Annotated in this window: 18 protein-coding genes; 8 read left to right on the top strand and 10 right to left on the bottom strand. The window is 67.1% G+C overall.

Translation table 11 applies throughout. The features are described 5' to 3' along the window. Nucleotides 1-2: 2 nt before the first annotated feature. From WBA97_RS10405 to WBA97_RS10390, 4 genes are all read right to left on the bottom strand, one after another. A complete protein-coding gene (locus tag WBA97_RS10405) occupies nucleotides 3-1,754 on the bottom strand; it encodes a hypothetical protein (protein ID WP_424230535.1) in 1,752 nt (583 codons plus the stop codon). A gap of 261 nt (nucleotides 1,755-2,015) precedes the next feature. Next, nucleotides 2,016-3,650, bottom strand: coding sequence for a fibronectin type III domain-containing protein (locus tag WBA97_RS10400; RefSeq protein WP_424230534.1), 1,635 nt, complete (start codon nucleotides 3,648-3,650; stop codon nucleotides 2,016-2,018). An 865-nt stretch (nucleotides 3,651-4,515) separates the two neighbouring features. Then, nucleotides 4,516-4,731, bottom strand: coding sequence for a hypothetical protein (locus WBA97_RS10395; protein WP_424230533.1), 216 nt, complete (start codon nucleotides 4,729-4,731; stop codon nucleotides 4,516-4,518). A 115-nt stretch (nucleotides 4,732-4,846) separates the two neighbouring features. After that, complete coding sequence (locus WBA97_RS10390; protein WP_424230532.1) at nucleotides 4,847-6,004, bottom strand: hypothetical protein; 1,158 nt, start codon at nucleotides 6,002-6,004, stop codon at nucleotides 4,847-4,849. A 667-nt stretch (nucleotides 6,005-6,671) separates the two neighbouring features. Between WBA97_RS10390 and WBA97_RS10385 the strand changes: the two genes are divergently transcribed. The 5 genes from WBA97_RS10385 (at nucleotide 6,672) to WBA97_RS10365 (ending at nucleotide 13,624) form a co-directional block, all read left to right on the top strand. Continuing rightward, on the top strand, nucleotides 6,672-7,640 hold the full coding sequence (locus WBA97_RS10385; protein ID WP_424230531.1) for a helix-turn-helix transcriptional regulator: 969 nt from the start codon (nucleotides 6,672-6,674) through the stop codon (nucleotides 7,638-7,640). Further along, the gene (locus WBA97_RS10380; protein ID WP_424230530.1) at nucleotides 7,607-9,097 is read left to right on the top strand and encodes an acyl-CoA carboxylase subunit beta; all 1,491 of its coding nucleotides are present in this window, start codon (nucleotides 7,607-7,609) and stop codon (nucleotides 9,095-9,097) included. Before WBA97_RS10385 ends, WBA97_RS10380 begins: the two co-directional genes overlap by 34 nt. A 9-nt stretch (nucleotides 9,098-9,106) precedes the next feature. Then, complete coding sequence (locus tag WBA97_RS10375; protein ID WP_424230529.1) at nucleotides 9,107-10,336, top strand: beta-ketoacyl-[acyl-carrier-protein] synthase family protein; 1,230 nt, start codon at nucleotides 9,107-9,109, stop codon at nucleotides 10,334-10,336. Between the two features lie 86 nt (nucleotides 10,337-10,422). Next, nucleotides 10,423-11,349: a ketoacyl-ACP synthase III gene (locus WBA97_RS10370; RefSeq protein ID WP_424230528.1), complete on the top strand. Its 927-nt coding sequence runs from the start codon at nucleotides 10,423-10,425 to the stop codon at nucleotides 11,347-11,349. A 16-nt stretch (nucleotides 11,350-11,365) separates the two neighbouring features. Beyond that, complete coding sequence (locus WBA97_RS10365) at nucleotides 11,366-13,624, top strand: beta-ketoacyl synthase N-terminal-like domain-containing protein (protein WP_424230527.1); 2,259 nt, start codon at nucleotides 11,366-11,368, stop codon at nucleotides 13,622-13,624. Here WBA97_RS10365 and WBA97_RS10360 read toward each other — a convergent pair. Genes WBA97_RS10360 through WBA97_RS10335 form a run of 6 tightly spaced genes read right to left on the bottom strand, consistent with a single transcriptional unit; the run spans nucleotide 13,611 to nucleotide 16,694 of the window. After that, complete coding sequence (locus WBA97_RS10360) at nucleotides 13,611-14,375, bottom strand: glucose 1-dehydrogenase (RefSeq protein ID WP_424230526.1); 765 nt, start codon at nucleotides 14,373-14,375, stop codon at nucleotides 13,611-13,613. The two genes, WBA97_RS10365 and WBA97_RS10360, sit on opposite strands and share 14 nt — an antisense overlap. Nucleotides 14,376-14,387: 12 nt before the next feature. Continuing rightward, entirely contained in the window at nucleotides 14,388-14,762 is a 375-nt protein-coding gene (locus WBA97_RS10355) for a carboxymuconolactone decarboxylase family protein (RefSeq protein WP_424230525.1), read from the bottom strand. Then, complete coding sequence (locus WBA97_RS10350; protein WP_424230524.1) at nucleotides 14,749-15,159, bottom strand: MaoC family dehydratase; 411 nt, start codon at nucleotides 15,157-15,159, stop codon at nucleotides 14,749-14,751. Before WBA97_RS10350 ends, WBA97_RS10355 begins: the two co-directional genes overlap by 14 nt. After that, complete coding sequence (locus WBA97_RS10345) at nucleotides 15,156-15,419, bottom strand: acyl carrier protein (protein WP_424230523.1); 264 nt, start codon at nucleotides 15,417-15,419, stop codon at nucleotides 15,156-15,158. The genes WBA97_RS10350 and WBA97_RS10345 overlap by 4 nt, the downstream gene beginning before the upstream one ends. Continuing rightward, nucleotides 15,416-15,862, bottom strand: a complete 447-nt coding sequence (locus WBA97_RS10340) for an ester cyclase (RefSeq protein ID WP_424230522.1) — start codon at nucleotides 15,860-15,862, stop codon at nucleotides 15,416-15,418. Before WBA97_RS10340 ends, WBA97_RS10345 begins: the two co-directional genes overlap by 4 nt. A gap of 16 nt (nucleotides 15,863-15,878) precedes the next feature. Next, on the bottom strand, nucleotides 15,879-16,694 hold the full coding sequence (locus WBA97_RS10335) for an SDR family oxidoreductase (RefSeq protein ID WP_424230521.1): 816 nt from the start codon (nucleotides 16,692-16,694) through the stop codon (nucleotides 15,879-15,881). 125 nt (nucleotides 16,695-16,819) lie between these two features. Between WBA97_RS10335 and WBA97_RS10330 the strand changes: the two genes are divergently transcribed. The 3 genes from WBA97_RS10330 to WBA97_RS10320 all read left to right on the top strand — a co-directional run bounded on the left by WBA97_RS10330 (nucleotide 16,820) and on the right by WBA97_RS10320 (nucleotide 21,183). Next, nucleotides 16,820-17,911 (top strand): phosphotransferase family protein, encoded by a 1,092-nt coding sequence (locus tag WBA97_RS10330; protein WP_424230520.1) that lies wholly within the window; start codon nucleotides 16,820-16,822, stop codon nucleotides 17,909-17,911. Next, on the top strand, nucleotides 17,887-19,110 hold the full coding sequence (locus WBA97_RS10325; protein WP_424230519.1) for an acyl-CoA dehydrogenase family protein: 1,224 nt from the start codon (nucleotides 17,887-17,889) through the stop codon (nucleotides 19,108-19,110). The genes WBA97_RS10330 and WBA97_RS10325 overlap by 25 nt, the downstream gene beginning before the upstream one ends. A 261-nt stretch (nucleotides 19,111-19,371) precedes the next feature. Continuing rightward, complete coding sequence (locus WBA97_RS10320; RefSeq protein WP_424230518.1) at nucleotides 19,372-21,183, top strand: beta-propeller fold lactonase family protein; 1,812 nt, start codon at nucleotides 19,372-19,374, stop codon at nucleotides 21,181-21,183. Nucleotides 21,184-21,967 lie beyond the last annotated feature (784 nt).

Genomic DNA, 21,967 nt, shown 5'->3' with positions numbered 1-21,967 from the left:
GTTCAGCAGAGGATGATCAGGCCGGTGATGACCACGCAGTTGGCGGTGTCGGCGTCGTTGGCGGGGTTGGGGTCGTTGGGGCTGCTGGTGGTGCGTTGGGTGGCGGCGGTCAGGGGCAGGCCGACGGTGAGTGCGGAGATGTTGGCGCGGAAGGTGAAGTTGGTACCGGCGCTGCTTGCCAGGGCGCCGACCGGGCAGCTGACCTGTTTGAGGGTGCCGTTGTAGCTGCACGGCCCGAGGTTGGTGACGCTGGTCGTGGTGGATGGCACCGCGGTCACGACGGTGGCCGAGACGAGTGCGTCGGGACCATTGTTGGTGACGCCGACGGTGTAGTCGATCCTGGGCTGGAGGAGCACGGCCGCGGCGGACAGGCCGACGGCGAGGTCGGCTTCGTCGGCCGGTGGTGGTGTGGTGACCCGGATGGCGTGCGAGTGAGCTTGGCCGCCGGACATGGTGCCAACCAGGTCGAGGAAACTGGTGCAGGGTGCGGTCTGGGCGGACGCGCACACCTGGACCGGGGCCGGCCTGTCGGTCGTGGTGCCGTCGCCGAGCTGCCCACCCGCGGTGTTGTCTCCCCAGCTGACCAGTGTGTCGTCGATGCGGGCCAGGACGTGGGAACCGCCTGCGTTGACCTCTGTCACGCCCATGAGCAGGTTGGCGCAGGGCGCGCTCTGTCCGACCGCGCAGACCCGGACGGGCAGGCTGCTGCCGATGTTGTTGCCGCGGCCGAGTTGTCCGTCGCCGTTGCTGCCCCAGCCGCGCACGGTTCCGTCGGCCATCAGGGCGTGGCTGGAGAACCCGGCGCCGCTGATCTGGGTGATGGGCGACAGCGACGAGGGGCAGCCGTCCTCAGCGCACACCTGGACCGGAGTGTCCCGGTCGTTGGTGGTGCCGTCGCCCAGCTGCCCCGAGGAGTTTCTTCCCCAGGCCAGGGCGACGCCGGTGGACGTGAGGGCCAACGAGTGCAGTGCGCCGGCGTCGATGGCTGTGATACCGGTCAGCGGGGCGCCGCAGGAGGAGTCGCCACACACGGCGACCGGCACGGACCTGTTGGTGCTGGTGTTGTCCCCGAGCTGGCCGAACACGTTGTCACCCCAGGAGCGGACCTCGCCGCCGCCGACGACCGCCAGACTGTGGCGGACACCGGCGGAGATGGCGACCGCGTCGTCGAGGAACGTCGCGCACGGGGCGCTCTGACCGACCGCGCACACCTGGACCGGCACACTGCTGGCGGCGGTGGTGCCGTCGCCGAGCTGCCCATCGAAGTTGTCACCCCAGGCGACAACGCTGCCGTCGGAGCGCAACGCCAGACTGTGGCGGACACCGGCGGAGATGGCGACCACGTCGTCGAGGAACGTCGCGCACGGGGCGCTCTGACCGACCGCGCACACCTGGACCGGCACACTGCTGTTGGTGGTGGTGCCGTCGCCGAGCTGGCCGTCGGAGTTGCCGCCCCAGGCATAGACCGACCCGTCGGCCATCAGCGCAATGCTGTGGTTGCCCAACGCGTCGGCGACCTGCACCGCGTCGTCGAGCACGCTGCCGCACGGCGCGGTGCCGCCCGGCGCGCACACCGCCACCGGTACCGGCCGGTCGGTGGTCGTGCCGTCACCGACCCGGCCGAGGGAGTTGCCCCCCCAGCCGTAGACCTCTCCCGGATCCGAGATCGCCGCCGCCGGCGTCGCGGCAACCACCGCCATCCCCGACATCAGCACCGACGCACACAGGACGGCTACCGTCCGTCTATTTCCCATCGGAATCCTCCTCAGCTTGAGCGTTGCCCACGAGTCTTGTGCGGCGCGACAACCAGCCGCGTCATCGCACCGGCCGAGTCGATACGGCTCGAACCAAGCCCTGCCATCGATACGGTCGGGCCGTCGAACCGGACAGCACCGACCCTTCCTATCCCACCCGACACGCGACGACCAGCTTCCGTTCCGCCGTACGGCACACCGAATTCCTCGACCGCGACTGCCTAACCATCCCAATGGGACGATCAGGCAGTCGCAGAGTCCTCAGTTCGCAGGCTGATAGGTGGCGATGATCTTGGAGAAGCCGAATGGCGGTTGCACGACGTAGGTGCACTTGCTGACGTCGTTACCGTTCATGTTGTCGCACTCGGGCAGCGTGCCCTGGTTGTGGTCGCGGGTGGCGTCCCATCCGGACAGTGTGCCGAGTGCGTGGTGCCGGGCGAAGTCGACCAGTTGGCGCTGGTTCTCCAGAGTGAAGACCTTGCCGTTGATGTGCCGGCCGAACATGGGACAACCGCCGATCCGCCGCCACACCTTGGCCGAGGACCAGGCCGTAAAGGTGGCGGAGATCTGGGCGAACATCCCGTTGAGTGCGTTGACGCAACAGTCGTAGGCGTCCGGTGGCGAGGTCTGGCCGAACTCCATGAGCATCCCGTTGATCAACGATGGCTCGATGCCGGCGTTGGCCAGCTTGAGCAGCAGCCTGGCACCGCCGTCGTTGAAACCGACCAGGCTGCCGGGTGCGCCGTCGACGGGCAGCGTGTAGGAGATCTTGAGTTTGGACTGTTCCTGCAACAACTGGCCGATGGCGGCGATGTGCCGGTCCTGCGCGGCGTAGTCGTGGATGAAGCTGCCCTCGAAGTCGAAGTCGACGTGGGTGACCTTGTAGTTGGCCAGGATGCCCTGGTAGGTGGCCACGATCGCCGACACGTCGGTCTGCTCGGCCTCCAGCGGCACGTTGGACGCGCCGCCGAAGGACAGGACGACCTTGCCGCCCTTCGCCTGGAAACTGGCGAAGTCGGACTTGCCGTAGTCGCTGGTGGTGGCGTCGCCGAGGGACTCGTAGCCGCCCCAGTAGACCTTCTTGTCGCCGCCGGGCCGGGCCACGAGGAACCCGGCGAAGTAGCCGTCCAGTCCGGACTGCGCGCCGTACTCGGCGAGCTGGGGGTTGGGCCAGGCGGTGTAGTCGACGAACGGCGCCCCGCGCACGTCCCAGTCACCCATGTCCGGTAGCGGCTCGGTGGTCTGGGCCGTGTGCGCGGGCGAGTAGCCGGAGAGGTTGCCCGAGATGTCGTAGGCACGGATCTGGACGGTGTAGGTGGTGGCCGGGGACAGCCCACCGACCGTGCTGCCCGGTGTGGTGGTGCGACTGCTCTGGGTGGCGCCGCCCTCGGGTTTGACGTCGACCTCGTAGCCGCCGACGGCGACGTTGTCGGTGGAGGGATCCCAGGCCAGGCTGATGCTGTTCGCGGTGGTCGAGGTGACCCGCACCTTCGACGGTGTGGTGGGCGGCTCGTCGTCGTCCGGCGGGCTGGCGTCGTCGCCGTCGACGGAGAAGGAGGTGGGTAGCATGCCGGGGTCGCTACCGGCGCCCGGTCCGCCGTTCTGCATCGCGACGCTGAACTCCTGTACTCCCCCTGCCGGAATGACCTTCCGTTCGGTGACCAGCTTGCCCTCCACGCTGGTGACCGGCGAACTGGAAGCGTCGAAGATCAGCCCATAGTTGTTCTGGATGATCCGGGGCTCGTCGAAGGAGAACTTGATTTTCGGGTCTACGACGTCGGTATCAGAATAGTTCTTGAGAATCACGGCAAAAGTCGCCCACCACTCGCCGCCCCCCGGTAGCCAGCTCGCCGAGGCGATGACCATGTGTTGCTTCTTGCTGGCGGCAGTCTTCATGCTGTTTCCTTCCGCGCGGATGCCCCCAGGGCTCGCCTCGGGTGCAATCCATCGAAGTTGATCGCGCGTGTGCCGGAATATTTCGGCGAAATAATCAAATAGGCGCGCGCTATCCCGAGCGTACCTCGGCCAGGCCGTCGTCGTCCATCTGTCGGCCCGAAAGTGGAGTCGATATGCTGGTGATCTTATGTGGACACATTGGTGCCGCCAATGGAGTGAATTATGTTTCGAATCGGACGCCTCAAGCTGCGACGACACCGCTGGCCGATGCGAGCCGTGCCGCGACGCGGCACGGCCGCTTGCCACGACAAGAACTCGGTGAGACAGTCGCCTCGGATTGAGCATCACGCCTGTTGAGCGCGAAGACAGCCAGTGAAGTCAGGGAGGTTGGTCGATGACCCACGACAAAGGCGTCAGATTCGGCCGTCAGCATGCTTCCTGTTGAGCTTGCCGCAATGGGGGGAACACCCCAGGCGAGTGTCTACGACGATGGCCGTGGTGGGTGCGAAAGTGCTGCTATCGAATCGAAGCTGTCCGACTCAGTCTCAACGAAAGACCGGAATCGAACATCGCGTTGCGCCATTTCCCATGGTTGCCGACGACCGGACTCCTTTCCATTCAGCCCGAGATGAGCTGCATCAGGGGTGTGGCGAGGCTGGCGCCGCCCAGGCAGGGTAGGCAACTACGTGTAATACGCGAGGCGACTCGAATACCGCGAGTTGTGCAGTGCACTGGAATCGTTGAGGTTGCTCAACAACAAGCTTCGCACCCTGGCGCACGTTCCCTCGATGTCAATATTCCACCCCAGCTCGGCGGGGTAATCCTGAAACCGATAGCTTCCCGGGAGTCATAAACCCGAGGTCAATTACGGTGTGCTCTTTGGGACGTCCCAGCTGACCGTGGTCGTACCGCCGTAGAGATCCAAGTGCCCCTGCCGGGCCTTTTCTTCCGCTATGGCGTCGGCCGCCTTACGCTTCACCTCGAGCTCCATCGGGGCCAGGTCACCCGCCGCATTGACGACCAGCGCCTCCACTTCCCCGCCGAACGTGGTGCCCGGCAAAACCGGCCCATGACCACCCATCAACCCATTATCAGGTCAGCGAGCCCCGGCAACCAGGCCACTCACGCGAACGGCGGAATAATCTCGTGAATTGTTGCACTGGTCGGTGGGGTGTCGTAGCGAGACGAACCGAGACTCACAACGCGGTTCGCTCCTGATCCGCCCGTCTGGCCAGGAAGAGATGGTCGGTCAGCGGGTCGGTCGGGCGAGCACCGAACAGCCTCGTCAGGTGGGTGATCATGGCGGGGCGCAGCGGAAGACGGTGGCCGAGGCGGCGTTCGTGGTAGCGCTCCTGCAGTTGTACGAAAAGAAAGCCCGCACGGCCGAAGTGCACGATGGCGTCGGGTGCGCCCGCGGCGACGAGGGCATCGATGAGGTCGAGGTACAACGAGTGGTAAGCGGTCTTTCTTCGTTGTTCGTGATTTTCGTGTGCGGCGGGTGGGTGGTTGTCGAACTGGTAGACGTTCATCGTGGCTTTGCAGAGATCCATGGAGATCGCGTCGCAGATGGAGCTGTCCATCAGCGATGTCCATGACACCGGCCCGGCTTTGCACACTCGGCGGACGACGACCGCGGCGCCGTAGGTGTTGGCGGTGTGGGTACGGTAGATCACCGCGTCCCAGACGCCGGGCTTGCTGTTCAGCATCGGGTGGAGTCCATCGTGGACCTTCTCGACATACTGCACGATGTACTGGCGCACCAGCGAAAGCAGCGCGTGGACGCCGTCGCGTCTCCAGCCCTGCTCGTCCATCGCGGCGGCGAGGTCGGCGACCGACCTGCCGTACATGAGGAACCGGCCCCGCACGAGATCCGTTGGCGGGATGCACAGGTCATCGCAGATGGTGCTGAACGCGATGTAGTGCACGGCCGTCGGCTGGTCGGCGTACTGGCCGCCGCACCAGTTGGCCATCCACTGGATGCTGTCCCGGCAAGCGAAGGCCACTGTTTCCGACGCCGAGGAGGCCGGTGCCCCCGTCCAGTCGGTATAGGCCTGGTCGGCTGTCGCGGGATCGTCGGCCTTCGTCATGGCCGTACGCAGCAGCGGCCACAGGTTCTCCTCGTGAACCTGCGGCGTCCCTGGCCGGTAACCGTCGCCGCCCATGAGAGAGAACAGGTCGGCCGTGTCCTTGTTGTAGCGCGGCCGCGCCGACCGCACCGAGCGCACCGGCGGGGGCGCGGGCGCTCTCCGCGGGAAGTGCAGAAAGCTGCAGTCCACGGTCTGCTCGCAGTCCGGCCCGCACCACCTCACATGCGTGGCGTCCAGCAACTCGGCCACGGACCCGGCCCGGGACAATTCGCGACACACCTTTGCCGCCGACGTTGCTCCGGGGAGTCGAAGCGGGACACGTGCCGTGGTCATGGCCTGACCACGACGACCCTTCGTTTTCCCATGACCATCCCGTCCGTTGCCGATACCGCAGAATAGGCCCGGCCATGGTGACCAGGAATTCGTTGTGCCATCCAGCGGAACGAGGTGTTGTCGGGGATGGCTTCTCGTGACGTACTGGGGGTAGGCCCGCTGCCATCGTCGTGAGCTGTCGGGGATGGCGGGGGTACGGCCCCGGCTGTCAACATTTTGGAGATCACGTGATACGCAACATGAGACCGGCACCCGCACCGTCACCGCCGTCTGATCACCTGAACACCACCGACCTGCGCACGGCGCGCGCGGTGTACACCCGCAGGGTGCGATGCCGATGTCCCGAAGGGCGCTTTCAGGGCATTGAGCGTCCCGAAAGCGCCTTTCGGGACATCGCGTCCGCCAGGGCGCAAGCCAGTGGATCCAGGCTCAACGCCCCGAAAGCGTCCTTCAGTGCGCACAGCCCGATGCGGTCATCTTGGGATGAAGCATGGAAACTGACCAGGGTCCAGGGTCCGTAAGGTGTCTGGTTGGCAGGAGCCATGAGCTGTCCGCCGCCTTCAGGGTGCTGACCGGACAGGAGCGGCACCCCAGTCGGGTCGTGATCGTGCATGGCGCGCTCGGCGTGGGCAAGACCGCGTTTCTCTTGGAACTCATGCGATCCGTATCGACGTCAGCGGGTGCCGGTTCGGTATGGGCCATCGACGATTTTCAGTGGGCTGACGGACAAACGATAAACGAACTTGCTCGCATGATGCACGGTCGCCCCGCCCACGTTGCCCAGCTCGTCGTGACGGTAAGTCCCGGCAGATGGCCCGATCTGCCAGTCGAACTGGCTCGCCTGTTCGACGGAGCCATGCGCATCACACTGGGGGGCCTGACCGGCGATCACATCGAACGGCTCCTGAAGGAGTCCCTGCCCGGAGCTGTCCCGGACGAACTCGTCGGCGCTGTACACCATGCCAGTCAGGGAAACCCGGCTCTGCTGATGCCGCTGATGAACCATCCCGCCACGGCTCGGCTGGAGGCACTCGCTCAAGGTCATCTCTCCCCGGCCGACGCGGAAGCCATGTGTGTCCCGTTCCTCGACCGGCTCGGTGAATACGGGACGGAACTGCTGGATGTCTGCACTGAAGTCGCGATCGCTCGAAGTGCTCATCCTGGCGGGCTCCTCACCGGCTCGGATTGGCCTCCTGGACGGCTCAACGACACGGTGCTGCGCCTGTGCGGGCTCGGCCTGTTGGAACCCGGCACGACGCTGCGCGTCGCGTATCCTCTGATCGAAACCGCACTGCGGCACAGAGCCAGGCTCGGCGGTTTACCGGCGGTCGGCATACCTACCTCCGAACTCACCGCCCATGAACACCGGGTAGCCGTGCTGGCGTCGGCAGGGCACACAAACCGGCAGATAGCCCGGGAATTCAACGTGAGCCCGCGAGCCATCGAGTTCCACCTGACGAGCCTTTACGTCAAGCTCGGCATCAACCGGCGGGCCCAGCTCAGTGCCGCGTTGGCAAAGGAGTTCGGCCGCTACCAGTGCTCCGGAAGCCGTGGCTACGGGTCCCCGTAACGACACTTGGCCCGGCTGAGGCGAACACTGGACAGGTGGAAACAAGCGTGGTCCCTGACCGAATAGTGACATTTCTTGATCAGGGTTCCTTCGCGGAGTTGCGCGGTGCCGCGGCGCATCGGGCGACGGCCTTCGGCATGGGTGGCCGAGTCCTTCCCGGCGACGGGGTCGTGACGGGAACGGGGACCGTGGACGGTCGACCGGTATGTGTTTTCGCCCAGGATCGTGCCGTGCTCGGTGGTTCGCTCGGTGAGGTGCACGCGACCAAGATCGAGCGAATCATGGAGTTGGCGTCCAGCATGCGGTGCCCGGTGGTCGGCATCGTCGACTCCAGCGGAGCACGACTTCAGGAGGGACTGAGCGCGGTCGACGGCTACGGCAGGATTCTCCGCCTCAACGCCAAACTTTCCGGCCGGGTACCCCAGGTGGGGGTCATCGCTGGTGCGTGTGCGGGCGGCGCGGTCTACTCGGCCGGTCTGATGGATGTGATCATCATGGCCGAGGCCTCCGCGATGTTCCTCACCGGCCCACGCGTGGTGCGATCCGTGACGGCCGAGGACGTCTCGACGGCCGAGCTGGGTGGCACCAACGTGCACGCCCGGATCTCCGGGGTAGCTCATCTGGTCGCCGGCGACGTGACCGCCGCCCTCGCGTCGGCCAGGGCTGTCCTGTCCTATCTTCCTTCTTCGTGCTGGCACGAGCCGCCAGGCCGCGAACCCGCCGCGGCGGTGGGGATGCCCGACCTTCCGGTCAATCTGCGACTTCCCTATGACGTGCGTGGAGCGGTTCGCGGGATCGTCGACAGTGGCAGTTTTCTGGAACTCCAGCCGATCTTCGCCGCCAACATGGTGACTGGACTCGCGCGGCTGGCAGGCCAGTCGGTGGGAGTCCTGGCGAACCAGCCGATGGTCATGGGTGGTGCGCTGGACGCGAACGCGGCCGAGAAGTCGTCCCGGTTCGTCCGGATGTGTGACGCCTTCGGGATTCCCCTTCTCGTTCTTGTCGACACGCCGGGGTTCCTTCCCGGCCTGCGTCAGGAACACGCGGGCATCATCAGGCGCGGCGCGAAACTTCTGTACACGTTCTCGGAAGCCAGCGTTCCGCGCGTCTCCGTGATTCTGCGCAAGGCGTTCGGCGGTGGCTATCTGGTGATGAACTCGAGGTCTCTCGGCGCCGACGCGGTGTTCGCCTTCCCGAACGCCCAACTTGCCGCGGTTGGCGCCGAGGGTGCCGTCGACCTGCTCTGCCGCCGGGAGTTGGCCGACGATCCGTCCCGCCGTGAAGGGCTGATCAAGCGTTACCGCGACGAGGTGATGGACCTACGGCTGGCCTGCGAGCGGATGCTGGTGGACGAAGTGATCACACCGGAGCGGGTCCGGGACCGCGTCGCCACTACGTTCGCCATGCTCCGCAGAGGTCAGGCACCACGGTTTCGCCACGACAACATGCCACAGTAGGGAGGGGCCATGACGGAATCCGTACTCATCACGGGGATCGGCGCCATCACGGCAGGCGCGCGAGGCGTGGACGAGTTCTGGCACAACATCAGGCAGGGGCGAACGCGGATCGGCACCGTCGCCAGATTCGCCGAGCTGGACCTGCCCACCTGGGTCGGCGGCGAGATCCAGGACAGCCAAAGCAGTCAGCAGATGGCGGGCCCGCCCGATGGATCTCGGCGAGAGACCTCGCTCGCGATCGCAGCGGTCGGTCAGGCTCTCGCGGACGCACGGCTGACCGACCGACCGGTTTCCGGGGACCGTATCGGCATGGTCGGTTCATCATCGCGCGGGCCGTTGGCGTGGTGGCAGGAGTTGTTCCGAGGAGACGGTGAACCGAGCGGTCGATCCGCCGTCCTGCACAGCCTCAATGGCGCCTCCGTCGGGCTCGCGGCGATCGCCCACGACGTCCGTGGCTCCGTCACGACAGTAAGCAACGCCTGTGTCGGCGGCAACCAGGCGGTCGGGATCGCGCTGTCGGCGTTGCGGTCGGGAGAGGCCGATCTGATGATCGTCGTTGGCTGCGAGTTCCCGTTGGTCCCGTCACTGATCCGGATCTACGCGGCCATGGGCAAGGGTGCGCTGTCGACGGCCAGGTCACCCGAGGGGGCAATGCGGCCCTACGACATCAACCGGAACGGCTTCGTGCTTGGTGAGGGCGTCGTCGTGCTCTGCCTGGAACGCGCCGATTCGGCCCTGCGGCGAGGGATCACGCCGTACGCGGAGGTGCTCGGTCATCGCTCCCGCAGTGAGGCCAACCATCCGATGCACATGGACCTCTCCGGTCAGCACGCGGCTGACCTCGTCCGGGAAGTGCTTGCCGCATCGGGAAACTCCCCGGGAGACGTCGGCTACTACTGCGGGCACGGGTCGGCGACCCACTACAACGATCTTGCAGAAGGTCGCATGCTCGACGTCCTGTACCGGGACAGTCCCCGCTCGCAACCGCCGCTCGGCTCGGTCAAAGCCGTCTACGGGCACCTGCTCGGTGGTGCCGGGGTCGTCAACGTGGCCGCGACCGCGCTCATGCTCAGTCACCAGGTCCTGGCGCCGACAGTCGGTTGCCGCGACGTCGATCCGGAATGCGGTCCGGATCATGTCGTGGGTGGTCCACGAAACGTGGACCTACGGGTCGCCGTCTCGCTGTCCTTCGCGGTCGGCAGCCAGTCATCGGCCGTCGCCCTGGCCGCTTGCGAGTGAGCGCCATGCGTTCGCAGCCCTTTGTCGCCCCCGACGTCGACACCCGGCCCACTTCCGTTGAAGACCGGTTCAAAGGGAGGACCATCATGCGTGAGGGAATATGGGCGGGGTCGGGCATCAGGCTTGCCGGCTTCGGCCACCACTATCCACACCGGCACGTTACCTGCGAACCCGAGCAGGCCGCCGAGTTCGGCGTGCGCGGCCGCCACGTGGCCGACGACGACGAGACCGTTGCCACGATGGCGGCGAACGCGGTCCGGCGGGCACTGGACGCGGCGGGCCTGCCTGCCACGGACCTCGACCTGCTGCTCCTCGCCAACTGCACCACTCGAAGGTACTTTCCCGAAGCCGCGCCGCGTGTCGCGCTGGAGCTCGGCGCCGACCGCGCCCTGGCCTTCGACGTGTGCGGTGCCTGTGCGGGTTTCGTCCTCGGCGTCCACCTGGCGGCGTCGCTCCTGACCACCTCGCAGTCGCGCTGCGCGGCCGTCGTGGCCTCCGAGCAGTTCTCCCGCCGGACCCGGCCCGGCAGCCGTAGTTCCCTGGTGGTCGGCGACGCCGCGGGCGCGGTGATACTCACGCGGAACCTCTCCACCGCGCCGGGGCTGCTCGACTCACTGGTGCGCACGCACGCCGACGAGCACGAGGTCTGCGTCATCCGGCCATCGGATGGCTGGCTCAAGGCCCAGCCGCGCGTGGTCGAACTGGCATTGGCCACCCAGTTCCGGGCAATCGACGACCTTCTCGACCGCAACGATCTGAAACTGGACGACGTCGACTGGATCGTGCCTCACCCGGGGACACGGCACGTGCACACCACGCTGCGGGACGAGCTGGCGCGGCGTGGAAAGGCCGTCGTCACCAACTTCGAGTCCTGCGGCAACACCGCGAGCGCGACGATTCCGACCACCCTGTCGGAACAGATCACGTCCGGCCGGTTCCAGCCAGGTCAGCTCGTGCTGGCCCCGACGGCGGGCGCCGGCTGGTACAGCGGTGGCCTGTTGTTCCGTGTGTGAGCAGGACGGAGGAACGATGGCCGATGACCCCGCTGTCGTGGTCGTGGGATGCGAACTGGTCGCCTCCCGGTCTCGCGACACCGAGGAGCTCTGGTCGCTGCTCAGAACATCGGAGCCGACGTTCTCGGAGGATTCCCGCCGGTTCGACTACAGGTACTTCCAAGCCGACGATCCGGGCGTGGCGGACAGCGTTCAGGCGCGTGGTTTCGGCTGCGTGCCGGACCTCACGCCGCATCCGGGGATGGCAGCCGAGCGGGACGCGGGTATGGCTGTCCGCGATCCGGCCGCGCTGTGGCTGCGACAATGCCTGCTTCGGATCAAGCGGACGGGGACGATGCGTGCTGCGGACCGCTGCCTACTGGTCGTCGGTCATCCGCTTCCTGGCTCGCTGGGGCTTGACGAAGCCGTCGTGGCGCAGGCGGTCGCGGGACGCATGACGGGCGACCATGACGCGATTCGTCAACGACTGCGGCTCAACACCCAGTCTCCCGATGACGACTACCGAAGCCTGCCCCACCAACTCGTTCTCGATGCGGCGGTCGGTCTGCTGCCGACGGACCACGAGGTCTTCGTCATCGACTCCGCGTGCTCGTCGGCCCTGTACGCCGTCGCACTCGGGATGTGGACGCTGCTCGCCGGTGAGGCGGACGTGGCGTTGTGCGGCGGTGCGTACGCGGTGATCCCCCGGGACTGCATCACGTTCTCCCAGGCCCGAGGCATGTCCGCCACGACGCGGTTGCGCGCGTTCGACGCGCACGCCGACGGCGCGGTCCTTGGTGACGCGGCGGGCCTGGTGGTCCTCAAGACAGCGGCCAGGGCCAGAGCCGACGGCGATCGCGTCCTCGGGGTTCTCGCGGGCGTCGGCACCTCGTCGGACGGCAGAGGCAAGGCGATCTACGCGCCTGACCGCGACGGCCAGCGGCTGGCGATCGACCGGGCGTTCACCGCGGCGCGGTTGCCGTCGACCGCCGTCGACTGGGTGGTGGCCCACGGGACCGGCACTCCGGTCGGTGACAGGGCCGAGCTTCGGGCGCTCGCCGACGGGTACGCCGGGACGCGACGGCTTCTGGTGACGTCGAACAAGAGCAGCGTCGGACACTCGGCGAACGCCTCGGGAGTCGTGTCGATGGCGCACGCGTTGCTCGCGCTCGATCATGAGCTGATCCCCGCGCAACCGGCGTTCACCGCCCTCGCCGACCCGAAGGCGGCGGCACCTCTGGCGGTTCCCGTGGTGGACACACCATGGCCATCGGACCGGCCGAGGACAGTGGGCGTGTCCGGCTTCGGCTTCGGCGGTACCAACATCCATGTTCTGCTGAGCTCACCAACAGGTAGTGGTTACTCCCGGCCGCCAGCGGCCGACGAGATCGTGCTCGTTGGCTGGCAGGCGCTGTTGCCCGGTGGCCAGGACAATGCCGGGGTGGCGGCCGACCTGCGTGCCGCGCGCTGGTCATCGCCGGCGAGCTTTGGCGACCCGTTCCCCGCTCCCCCGGTCACCCGGACGCAGGTGCCGCCGGTGACGGCCCAGCGCATCGACCGCGGTCAGCTGATGGCACTGGAATGCGTCAACAGGTTCACCGACACGGCAGGAGAGCCCTGGGCGCCGTACGCCGCGTCCACGGGTGTGCTCGTCGGTCATTTCGGTCCCACCAGGGCCGGTATCGAGTACACGCTTCGGTGCTACCTTCGCCTCGTCGCCGAGCGGCTGCCGGGCCCCGCCTTCGAGGAGTACGCGAGCTCCGTGCGAGCGGCCATCGGGCCAACGACGCTCGACGCGGTCGGTGGGATCATGCCGAGCTGCTCGGCGGCGAGAGTGTCGAAACTGTTGAACCTCAACGGACTCACGATGGCCGTGGACCACGGGTGGGACGCCACCCTCGCGGCGATCGAGATCGCGCGGCGCGTCCTCCTCGCGGGCGAACTCGACTACGCGCTCGTCATCAGCCTGAACGGCAACCGAATGCCCGAGCTCACCCGGATCCTCAGCCCCTACGGAGTGGCGGCCGAGCCTGCCGAGGGAGCCTTCCTCCTTGTGCTCACCCGGGCTCAGGTGGCCAGATACGACGGTCTGGCGCCACTTGCGACACTGCGACGGGTGAACAACCCCGCCGCGGCACCCGTGATGTGCGGACCGGTCGATGGCCGAACCTACCTTGGCGCCGACGGAGCCGTCGCCGTTCTCCGCGCCGCGCTCGGCGGTGCGGAACCCTCGGTTGTCCATCGGCGCGACGGTGGCCCGGCTCTCACGGTGCAACCGCACTTCAGCCCGCGGTGAGTCCGCCGTCCATGGCATACGCCGCGCCGGTGACGAACCCGGCGGAGTCCGACAGCAGGAAGGCGACCAGATCGGCGACCTCGGCCAGTGTGCCCATCCGGCCCATCGGATGGGCGGCGACGGCCCCGTCCAGCAGTTCGTCAGGCAGGGCGCGCAACAGCGCCGTGTCGACGGCGCTGGGACAGACCGCGTTGACTCTGATACCGAACACGGCGTTCTCGAGGGCCGCGGCCTTGGTCAGGCCCAGGATCGCGTGTTTCGTCGCGGTGTAGAGCGAGACGCCGGGGAAGGCCACGAGGCCCACGATCGAAGCACAGTTCACGATCGCACCGTGGCCCTGCCTGCGCATCGCGACGAGCTCGGCTCGCAGACTGTGCCAGCAGCCCTTGAAGTTGGTGTTCACGAGGTCTGCCCAGTCATCCTCGTCGGTCTCGGTCAGTGGGACCTCTCCCCGACCCATGGTGCCTGCGTTGTTGAACGCGTAGTCCACGCGTCCGAAGCTCGCCGTCGCGGACGCCACCAGCCGGTCGACCTCGTCGGCGACGGTCACGTCAGTGGGGACGAAGATGGCTGTCCCGCCTTCGTCCCGTATCTGTGTCACCAGTTCGGCACCGCGGTCCTGGCGCCGACCCGCCGCGACGATCCGCGCGCCCGACCGGGCGAGGGTGAGTGCCGTTTCCCTGCCGATCCCCGAGGTGGCGCCGGTGACGAGAGCCACCTTCCCCGTAAAGCCGAACTGAGCGCGGTTCATCCGCCGACTCCCTTACGCACCTTGATCATGGAGTGTCCGAACGGCACGGCGGCTTGCCTGGATCGCCCGTGGTATGCCCGCGTAGGCCGCACACTGCAGGATCGCCTCCAGAATCTCCTCTGCGGACAAGCCTGCCTTCCTGCCAAGCTCAACATGATCGGCGAGCAGATCCTCGCAGCCGCCGAGCGTGGTCAGCACGGTGATGGTCACCAGCTCCCGATCACGGAAGCCGAGCTGCGGCCTGCCATGGAGGTCCGCGTAGATCCACTCGACCGTGCGTCGTCCGAGTTCCCCGTGCGGGATGACGTCCGACAGCCTCTCCTCGATGTCCGGAAAGGCCTGCCGTAGGTGCCGCAGACCGCGTTCGTACTGCTCACTGTGCGCCATCGTGTCTCCTGAGCGGCAGCAGGCCGGCAGCGGTGCCCGCGAGCACCGCCTGGCCCGCCTGATCATGGATGATGAAGTCAGCTTCGACACTGGTGCCGAGCCGGCCGGCCGGCACGGCACGGCGGATCGTGACGGTCGCTTCGAGCACGTCGCCCTCCCAGACCGGCGCGAGGAAGTCCAAGGTCGTCCTGCGTCCGACAAAGCCGCACTCCGACAGCAGCGAGCCCGCCAGTGAGGCGACGTACAGGCCATGCGCCATCAGTCTGCTGTCCATCGGCAAGGTGTGTTGCTGGGCTGCATCACCGGTCAGCTGGGCGAAGCGACGGATCGCGGCACCGGTCACCTGTAGCCGGCCGGTGCGGGCCACACCGGCTGTCAACGCCGGTCCCGAGCTCATTCATCCCCTCCGGCAGGCCGCGTGGCCAGGACGAAGTCCGCGAGTTCCCGTAGTGTCCGCGCGCTGTAGAACGGGGCGTCGTCCATGTCGAGGGAGATGCCGAAGCGGGAGTTCACCCTCGCCTGCAGCTCTCCCCGGCGAATCGAGTCGAGGCCGAGCTCACCCTCGAGGTCGACGTCGTGCGCCACTTCCAGGTCCGGCGCTTCCAGCACCTCGGCGACCAGGCTTGCCAGCTCCTCGGCAACGGTCTCCTGATTCACCTTGCCCCGTCCTTCTCCAGCTCGCCGATCGGCGGCACGGCCCCGATCTGCTGGTACATCGTCATCGCGTCCCAGGCGCTCCAACTCTCGGCGAGCCTGCCATCGGCGTGCCGATCGATGGTGATGCCGGGGACCCGGAACGCGCGCCCGGTCGCCGGGACACCGGGGAGATCTCCGGTCTGCGTCCCACCGAAGAACCATCGGGTGATGACGCGGTCGCCGTCGGCGAACTGCTCCTCGATCTCCACCAGTAGGTCGGGAAAGGTGGACCGGTAGAGCTCGAGCGCCGCCTTCGCCGCAGCAGGACCCCGTAGGTCCGGGAACGGCCAGTTGACATCGTGGTCGATCCATTCCGGCGCGACGATCTCGTCGAGCACCTCGGGAGTCTTGTCGGTCCACGCCATCAGCAACCGACGCGAGCGGTCCTTGTTGTCGCGCGACATGGCACCTGCCTTTCACCTACATCGACTGGTCACTTCGCTGTCCATCGGCGGCACGTGGCGTCCGTGCCGCCACGTGTGCGCTCCACGAGCCGTCGACGAGTCCCCCTCCGTCGACGACCAGCACTTGGCCGGTCACCCATGACGCGCGATCGGAGGCCAGGTGAACAACAGTCGCCGCGATGTCCTCGGGGCGGCCGATTCTCTTCAGCGGCCACGGCCAGGTTCCCTCGGCGCCGTGTGGTTGCCACAGAGCGCGGGAGAAGTCGGTGGCGACCAGGCCAGGGGCCACCGCGTTGACCCGGACGTGCGGTGCCAGCTCGACCGCGAGATGTCGCGTGAGATGAACGAGCCCCGCCTTGGCCAGGTTGTAGGCGCCGGTCGGCCCACCGGCGCTCATCGCGCCGATGGAGGCGATGTTGACCACGCACCCGCCTCGCACACGCATTGCCTGCCGCCACGCCTGCTGGATCCAGATCAGGGGACCGCGAAGATCGACGGCCATGGCGCGGTCATAGCGGGCCATGTCAATATCGATGAGCGGCCCGAAATGTGGATTGACCGCGGCGTTGTTGACAAGAATGTCGAGACCGTCAAAACGGTCGACAACGGTGGCGACGGCACGGATCGCATCCGTTTCCTCTCCCGCATCGGCCACGAACGTATCGGTCTCACCCGGGATTTCACTCGCGGCGCGGACCAGGTCGGCACGGCCGCGGGCGCACATCATCACCCGGGCCCCACGGCGCGCGAAGTCGGCCGCGACAGCGCGGCCGATACCCTTCGAAGCGCCGGTGACGAGTACGACCCGGCCGGCGAGTCCCTCATCGTCCACCTGTTGCTCCTTCAGACAATGCGATCGTAGGCAGCCGCAGAACAAAAGAAACTTCGGGAATCCGAAGTGACGTTCCTGATCGCGAGACCGTCATACTTGGGACGCCGGACCGCGATGGGAGTCCAATGTCGTTTCAACTGACGGCTACTCAGCTGTCCAGGATTCGTGACTTCCTCGCCCGGCACGTGCCGAAACCGATCGGTCCATTGCGTGCCGCGATTCTGTCCGGCGGACGATCCAACATCACCTACAAGATCAGTGACGGCAGTTCCAGCTGGGTCCTGCGTCGCAGGCCCGCCACCGTCACCGCTGCGGGAGAGCATGACGTGCTCCGGGAGTTCCGTGTGCTACGTGCACTGGCCGGCACCGGTGTCCCCACGCCGAGGGCTGTTGCCGCCTGCCAGGCCCCCGGCGTCCTCAGCGTGCCGTTCACGGTCCTGGAGCACCTTGATGGCGTCGTCCGCGTCGCCAACGACACCGCGCCGCGGCTGTCCGCGGAGGCCGCCTGCCGACTGAGCCTGACCGTCGCTGATGTACTTGCCCGGATTCACCACGTGCGGGTCATCGGGACCGACCTCGCGGCACTCGGCAGGCCCGGCGGGTTTCTCGGCCGCCAACTCGATCGATGGGAAGCTCTGGCCCGAGGACAGGAGACCACCTGGCCTCCCGGCCTTGAGACCCTGTTCACGTTGTTGCGCATTACCTGCCCGAGGACACACACGGTCGGCCTCGTCCACGGCGACTTCCACCTTGGCAACCTCATGTTCGACGAGCTGCTGCCGGACCGTCTGGTCGCCGTCCTCGACTGGGAGATGGCGACAATCGGTGACCCGCTGACCGATGTCGGCCTGCTCGCCGCGACCTGGGAGGGCCACGGCCAGGCGCCCAATCCCGTCCTGCGAGGAGCCTCGACCGGACCCGGCTTCGCCGCCACCGCCGAACTCCTGCACCACTACGCGGCCGCCAGCGGAACCTCCCTGGACGCCGTCGACTGGTACATCGTCTTCGCCAAGGTGAAGATCGCCGTGCTCCTGCGCCAGATTCGCTGGCGGGAGGCACGACAGCTCGGTTCCAGCGTCGTATCGACTGTTTCGGCCGCCGACTCGTCGCACATGATCAACGAAGCGCTGCGGCTGGTCGGCACGTCCCAGTTCTTCGGGCGGCGCCAAGGTTCGCGACGGAAAGGCTCGTCATGGAGTTCGCTGAAGACGACCTGATTCGACCGCTGAAGCAGCGGCTTCTGTCCTTCATGGACGAATGCGTCTATCCGGCAGAACCGGTGCTGGCCGAACAGTTGGACTCGGCACTGTCCCCTTGGGATCGACCAGCCGTTCTGGCGGACCTGAAGGCGCAGGCCCGCGCTCGGGGACTGTGGAATCTCTTCCTGACCCATCCCGACCATGGCATGGGACTGACGAACCTTCAGTACGCCCCGCTGGCCGAGATCACCGGCTGGAGCCCGTTCCTCGCACCCGAAGCACTCAACTGCTCGGCACCCGATTCCGGCAACATCGAACTACTCGCCGAGTTCGGCACGACCGACCAGAAAGGACGGTGGCTGACTCCCCTGCTCAACGGCGACCGCCGGTCGGCGTTCTGCATGACCGAACCCTCGGTGGCCTCGTCCGACGCCGCGAACATCGCCACCCGCATCGACCGGGCCGGTTCGGAGCTGGTGATCACCGGTCGTAAGTGGTGGTCGTCCGGACTCATGAGCCCGGACTGTGACCTGCTGCTGGTCGTCGGCGTAACCGGGGCGGGAAGCGGCAGGCACGGTCGGCACAGCATCGTTCTCGCGCCCAGGGACACCGAGGGAGTCACGATCAGGCGCAGCACCTCGGTGTTCGGCTACCTGGACGGGCCGCAGGGCGGCCACGCCGAGGTGACCTTCGACCAGGTGCGGGTGCCGGCACGCTGTCTTCTCGGCGAGGAGGGCAGAGGCTTCGCCATGGCCCAGCACCGTCTCGCCGCGGGCCGCGTCCACCATTGCATGCGACTGATCGGCATGGCTGAGCGAGCGCTTCAACTGGCATGTCGGCGCGCGGTCCGCCGTGTCGCGTTCGACGTGCGGCTTTCGGACCAGGGAGTGGTGCGGGACTGGATCGCCCGCTCCAGGATCGAGCTCGAGAAGGCACGGCTTCTGGTGCTCAGGACGGCATGGCTCGTCGATACTGTCGGCGCGAGGGACGCACGAATGGAGATCTCGGCGATCAAGGCGGCGGTGCCATCGACCGCACTGCGCGTCATCGACCACGCCATCCAGCTCCACGGCGCCGCCGGACTCTCCCAGGACCTGCCGCTCGCACACATGTACGCCTTCGCACGGGTTCTCCGCATCGCCGACGGCCCAGACGAAGTACACCACCAGGTCGTGGCCGCCCAGGAACTCCGGAAGTACGCTGACGACCCGCGATGATGCCCGCATGCCCGAGGCGCGTGCCGTCTGACGGCACACATCGTTGCACCACCTGATCCATCCGGCGCAGGGTGAAGGCGTGGTCCGCTGACCCCCGCTCGCGCTGAGGACTCAGCCTGGCCGCGTCACACCCGCACCCTCGACGACGAGGAGCGCGGCAGCGGACCCGGGAGGGCCAGCGTCATGGCGGAGTTGAAAACGAAGAATCTGGGCGGGACAACAGCACTACCGCCTGCTGTGGTTGAGGACCGCAATGGCCGGGTGGGTTTGTTCATCCACAGTGCGGCCACCCATACGGTGCACGGCGTGTGGCGGCAGGCGGACGGTTCCTGGACGGCGTGGGCGGACCTGAAGTCGCCGGTCGCCGGGGCACCGGTGGCCGCCAGGGCGAAGGACGGCCGGGTCGCGGTGTTCTTCCGCAATCCGGACGGTCGCCTGGTCGTCCACAAGCAGACCGCGGACGGTTCCGGCTGGGACATCGAGGTGATCGGCGCGGATCTGCTCGGTGACCCGGTGGTGGGGTTCAACGGCGACGGGCGCATGGAGGTGTTCATCGTCGGCTCCGACGGGGCGTTGTGGCATCTGTGGACCAACGGTGACGGGCCGGAGGGGTGGGCGGTCGGCCGGTTCGGCGGCAGCAACGTGAAGGCGATCGTGTGGGCGCTGACGACCGGCGGCCGGCAGGGCTTCTTCCACGTGAACTCATCGGGCGAAGTGTGGCTCATCCAGCAGACCGCGGCGAACGGTTACTGGTCGGACTTCAGCAACCCCGTGAACGGGGTGACGGCCGACATCTCGGCGGCGGGTCTGCCCGCCGACCGGCTCGGCGTCGCGTTCACCGACGGCAGCGGCCGGGCGTGGTTGCAGGCGGAGCCACCTGGTGGCGGCGCCTGGACCGCGCCGCAGACCCTGAGCAGGCCGGACACGACCGCCGCCGGTAGGCCGACCGTCGTGCGGCGATCGGACGGGAGCCTGGTGGCCGTCTGGCGACAACAGGCACCGCAGATCGGACCGGTCGCGGCCATCCAGTCCGCTGTGGACGGTCCGTGGGTCACCTACGCACTCGGTGACGCCCGGATCGCGTCCGCGCCATCGGCTGTGCTGTCCCCCACTGGCGGGCTGCACCTGGGACTGCGTTTCGAGGACCAGACGGTCGGCTACACCCAGTTGCTCGCCCGTGCCTACGTCTGCAGTCAGGGCGACAACAAGCTGTCGGTCATCGACACACCGTCGGGTAGCGTCGTGGCGACGCTCGCGTTCACCGCCATCGGCTCACTCGCCGGCATCGCCGTACACCCTGACGGCAGCCGGTTCTACGTCGCGAAGGGCTCCGCACTGCTGGTGGTGGATACGGCCACCCACGCGGTCGTGGCGACGGTGCCCCTCGGACAGGGAGAGGCAACGATAGGCGTGGCGGTGAACCCCGCGGGCACGCGCGTGTACGTCTGCACCAACAGCTCAGTAAAGGTGGTTGACACCTCGACGAACACAGTCGCCACGACCATCACGGTCGGCGGCTTCAACCGATCGGTGGCGTTCAGTCCTGATGGGAGCAAGGCGTACGTGACCAACGACAACGCCGGAACGGTGTCCGTCGTCGACACTTCTACCAACAAGGTCGCCGTGACCGCCGCGGTCGGCAAGGCGCCGTTCGGCGTGGCAGTGAAACCGGACGGCACCAGGGCCTACGTCTGTAACCGCGACTCCAACAGCGTCTCCGTGCTCGACACCTCGACGAACAAGGTGGTCGCGACGATCGACACCACGACCAGCAACGCCCGCCCTCACGACGTGGTTGTCACCCCCGACGGCACGAAGGCCTACGTCTCGTGCGATGCCGCGGGACGGCTCGCGGTGATCGACACGGCGACGAACAAACTGACCGCGACCATTACAGTCGTCGCCGGCCCGGTGGGCCTGGCGATGGACAAGACCGGCTCGCGCATTTACGTGGCGGGTTCCAAAGGCAGCACTGTTTCGATTGTGGACATCGCCACCGACAAGGTTGTCGCCACCACGACCGTGGGTCTGTCGCCGACCTACGCAGCGGTCCGACCGATGGCTGCCGGGTGATGTGCGCTCCTTCCGGTACCAAGACCTGGTGATGGGGCGGCCCCGCCTCGTGAGGGCGCAGCCCCCTACGAGGCCAGGGGTCGGCAAAGTTTGAATGGCGTCCCGTCTTTGGGTCGTTGGGCCTGGTTGTGTTTGCCTCCGGCGGGCCTTGCCTCCGGCGGCTCCTCGCCGGAGGGGCAGGTCTCCAGGATGGCCTGGGGTTTCGAGGTTTTCTTGCGTTGGGTTCGGGTCTGCCTGCCATCCCGTCGACCTCCCAGGGGCTATCACGCCGCGTCAAGGGGGCCAGTTTTGGCATTGCTGTGTTTCTTGCATTTTGGCCCCCTTGACACGGCGTGATCGGGCTTCGCCAGGTCGACGGGATGGCAGGGAGCCCCTTGGTGGCGGGCTTGCGCCGCTCGGGGGACGCGATGTCACCGCGTTTTGGGGCGCTCAACCTGAATCCACCGATGTCCTTCACGGGTTTATTGGTCGGGACAGTGGGCGTTGGCCTGGCCAAGCCCGCTTCGCGTCCCCATCAGAGGTGGCGGACAGGCGCGATGTCCCGAAAGGCGCTTTCAGGGCGTTGAACGTCCCAAAAGCGCCTTTCGTGACACCAACTATGCCCCGAAAGCGCCTTTCGGGGCATAGCACCCGCAGGGTGCGATGCCCAGCGCCCCGAAAGGGGCGCCCCGGAGGGCGCAAGCCCGCCACCAAGGGGCTCCCTGCCATCCCGTCGACCTGGCAACGCCCGATCACACCGTGTCAAGGGGGCACCAACCACCCCAACCCGCGCCAAAAGCTGGAA

The organism is Actinophytocola sp. (assembly GCF_049647105.1).
GTDB lineage: Bacteria > Actinomycetota > Actinomycetes > Mycobacteriales > Pseudonocardiaceae > Actinophytocola.
The sequence above is the reverse complement of the archived record's forward strand: the minus strand, read 5'-3'. Positions and strand labels throughout refer to the sequence as shown.

Excerpts from the sequence above, each read along its gene's own strand:
- WBA97_RS10405 (WP_424230535.1), bottom strand. The coding sequence starts at position 1,754 with ATGGGAAATAGACGGACGGTAGCCGTCCTGTGTGCGTCGGTGCTGATG.
- WBA97_RS10400 (WP_424230534.1), bottom strand. The coding sequence starts at position 3,650 with ATGAAGACTGCCGCCAGCAAGAAGCAACACATGGTCATCGCCTCGGCG.
- WBA97_RS10395 (WP_424230533.1), bottom strand. The coding sequence starts at position 4,731 with ATGGGTGGTCATGGGCCGGTTTTGCCGGGCACCACGTTCGGCGGGGAA.
- WBA97_RS10375 (WP_424230529.1), top strand. The coding sequence starts at position 9,107 with ATGACGGAATCCGTACTCATCACGGGGATCGGCGCCATCACGGCAGGC.
- WBA97_RS10370 (WP_424230528.1), top strand. The coding sequence starts at position 10,423 with ATGCGTGAGGGAATATGGGCGGGGTCGGGCATCAGGCTTGCCGGCTTC.
- WBA97_RS10365 (WP_424230527.1), top strand. The coding sequence starts at position 11,366 with ATGGCCGATGACCCCGCTGTCGTGGTCGTGGGATGCGAACTGGTCGCC.
- WBA97_RS10360 (WP_424230526.1), bottom strand. The coding sequence starts at position 14,375 with ATGAACCGCGCTCAGTTCGGCTTTACGGGGAAGGTGGCTCTCGTCACC.
- WBA97_RS10355 (WP_424230525.1), bottom strand. The coding sequence starts at position 14,762 with ATGGCGCACAGTGAGCAGTACGAACGCGGTCTGCGGCACCTACGGCAG.
- WBA97_RS10350 (WP_424230524.1), bottom strand. The coding sequence starts at position 15,159 with ATGAGCTCGGGACCGGCGTTGACAGCCGGTGTGGCCCGCACCGGCCGG.
- WBA97_RS10340 (WP_424230522.1), bottom strand. The coding sequence starts at position 15,862 with ATGTCGCGCGACAACAAGGACCGCTCGCGTCGGTTGCTGATGGCGTGG.
- WBA97_RS10330 (WP_424230520.1), top strand. The coding sequence starts at position 16,820 with ATGTCGTTTCAACTGACGGCTACTCAGCTGTCCAGGATTCGTGACTTC.
- WBA97_RS10325 (WP_424230519.1), top strand. The coding sequence starts at position 17,887 with ATGGAGTTCGCTGAAGACGACCTGATTCGACCGCTGAAGCAGCGGCTT.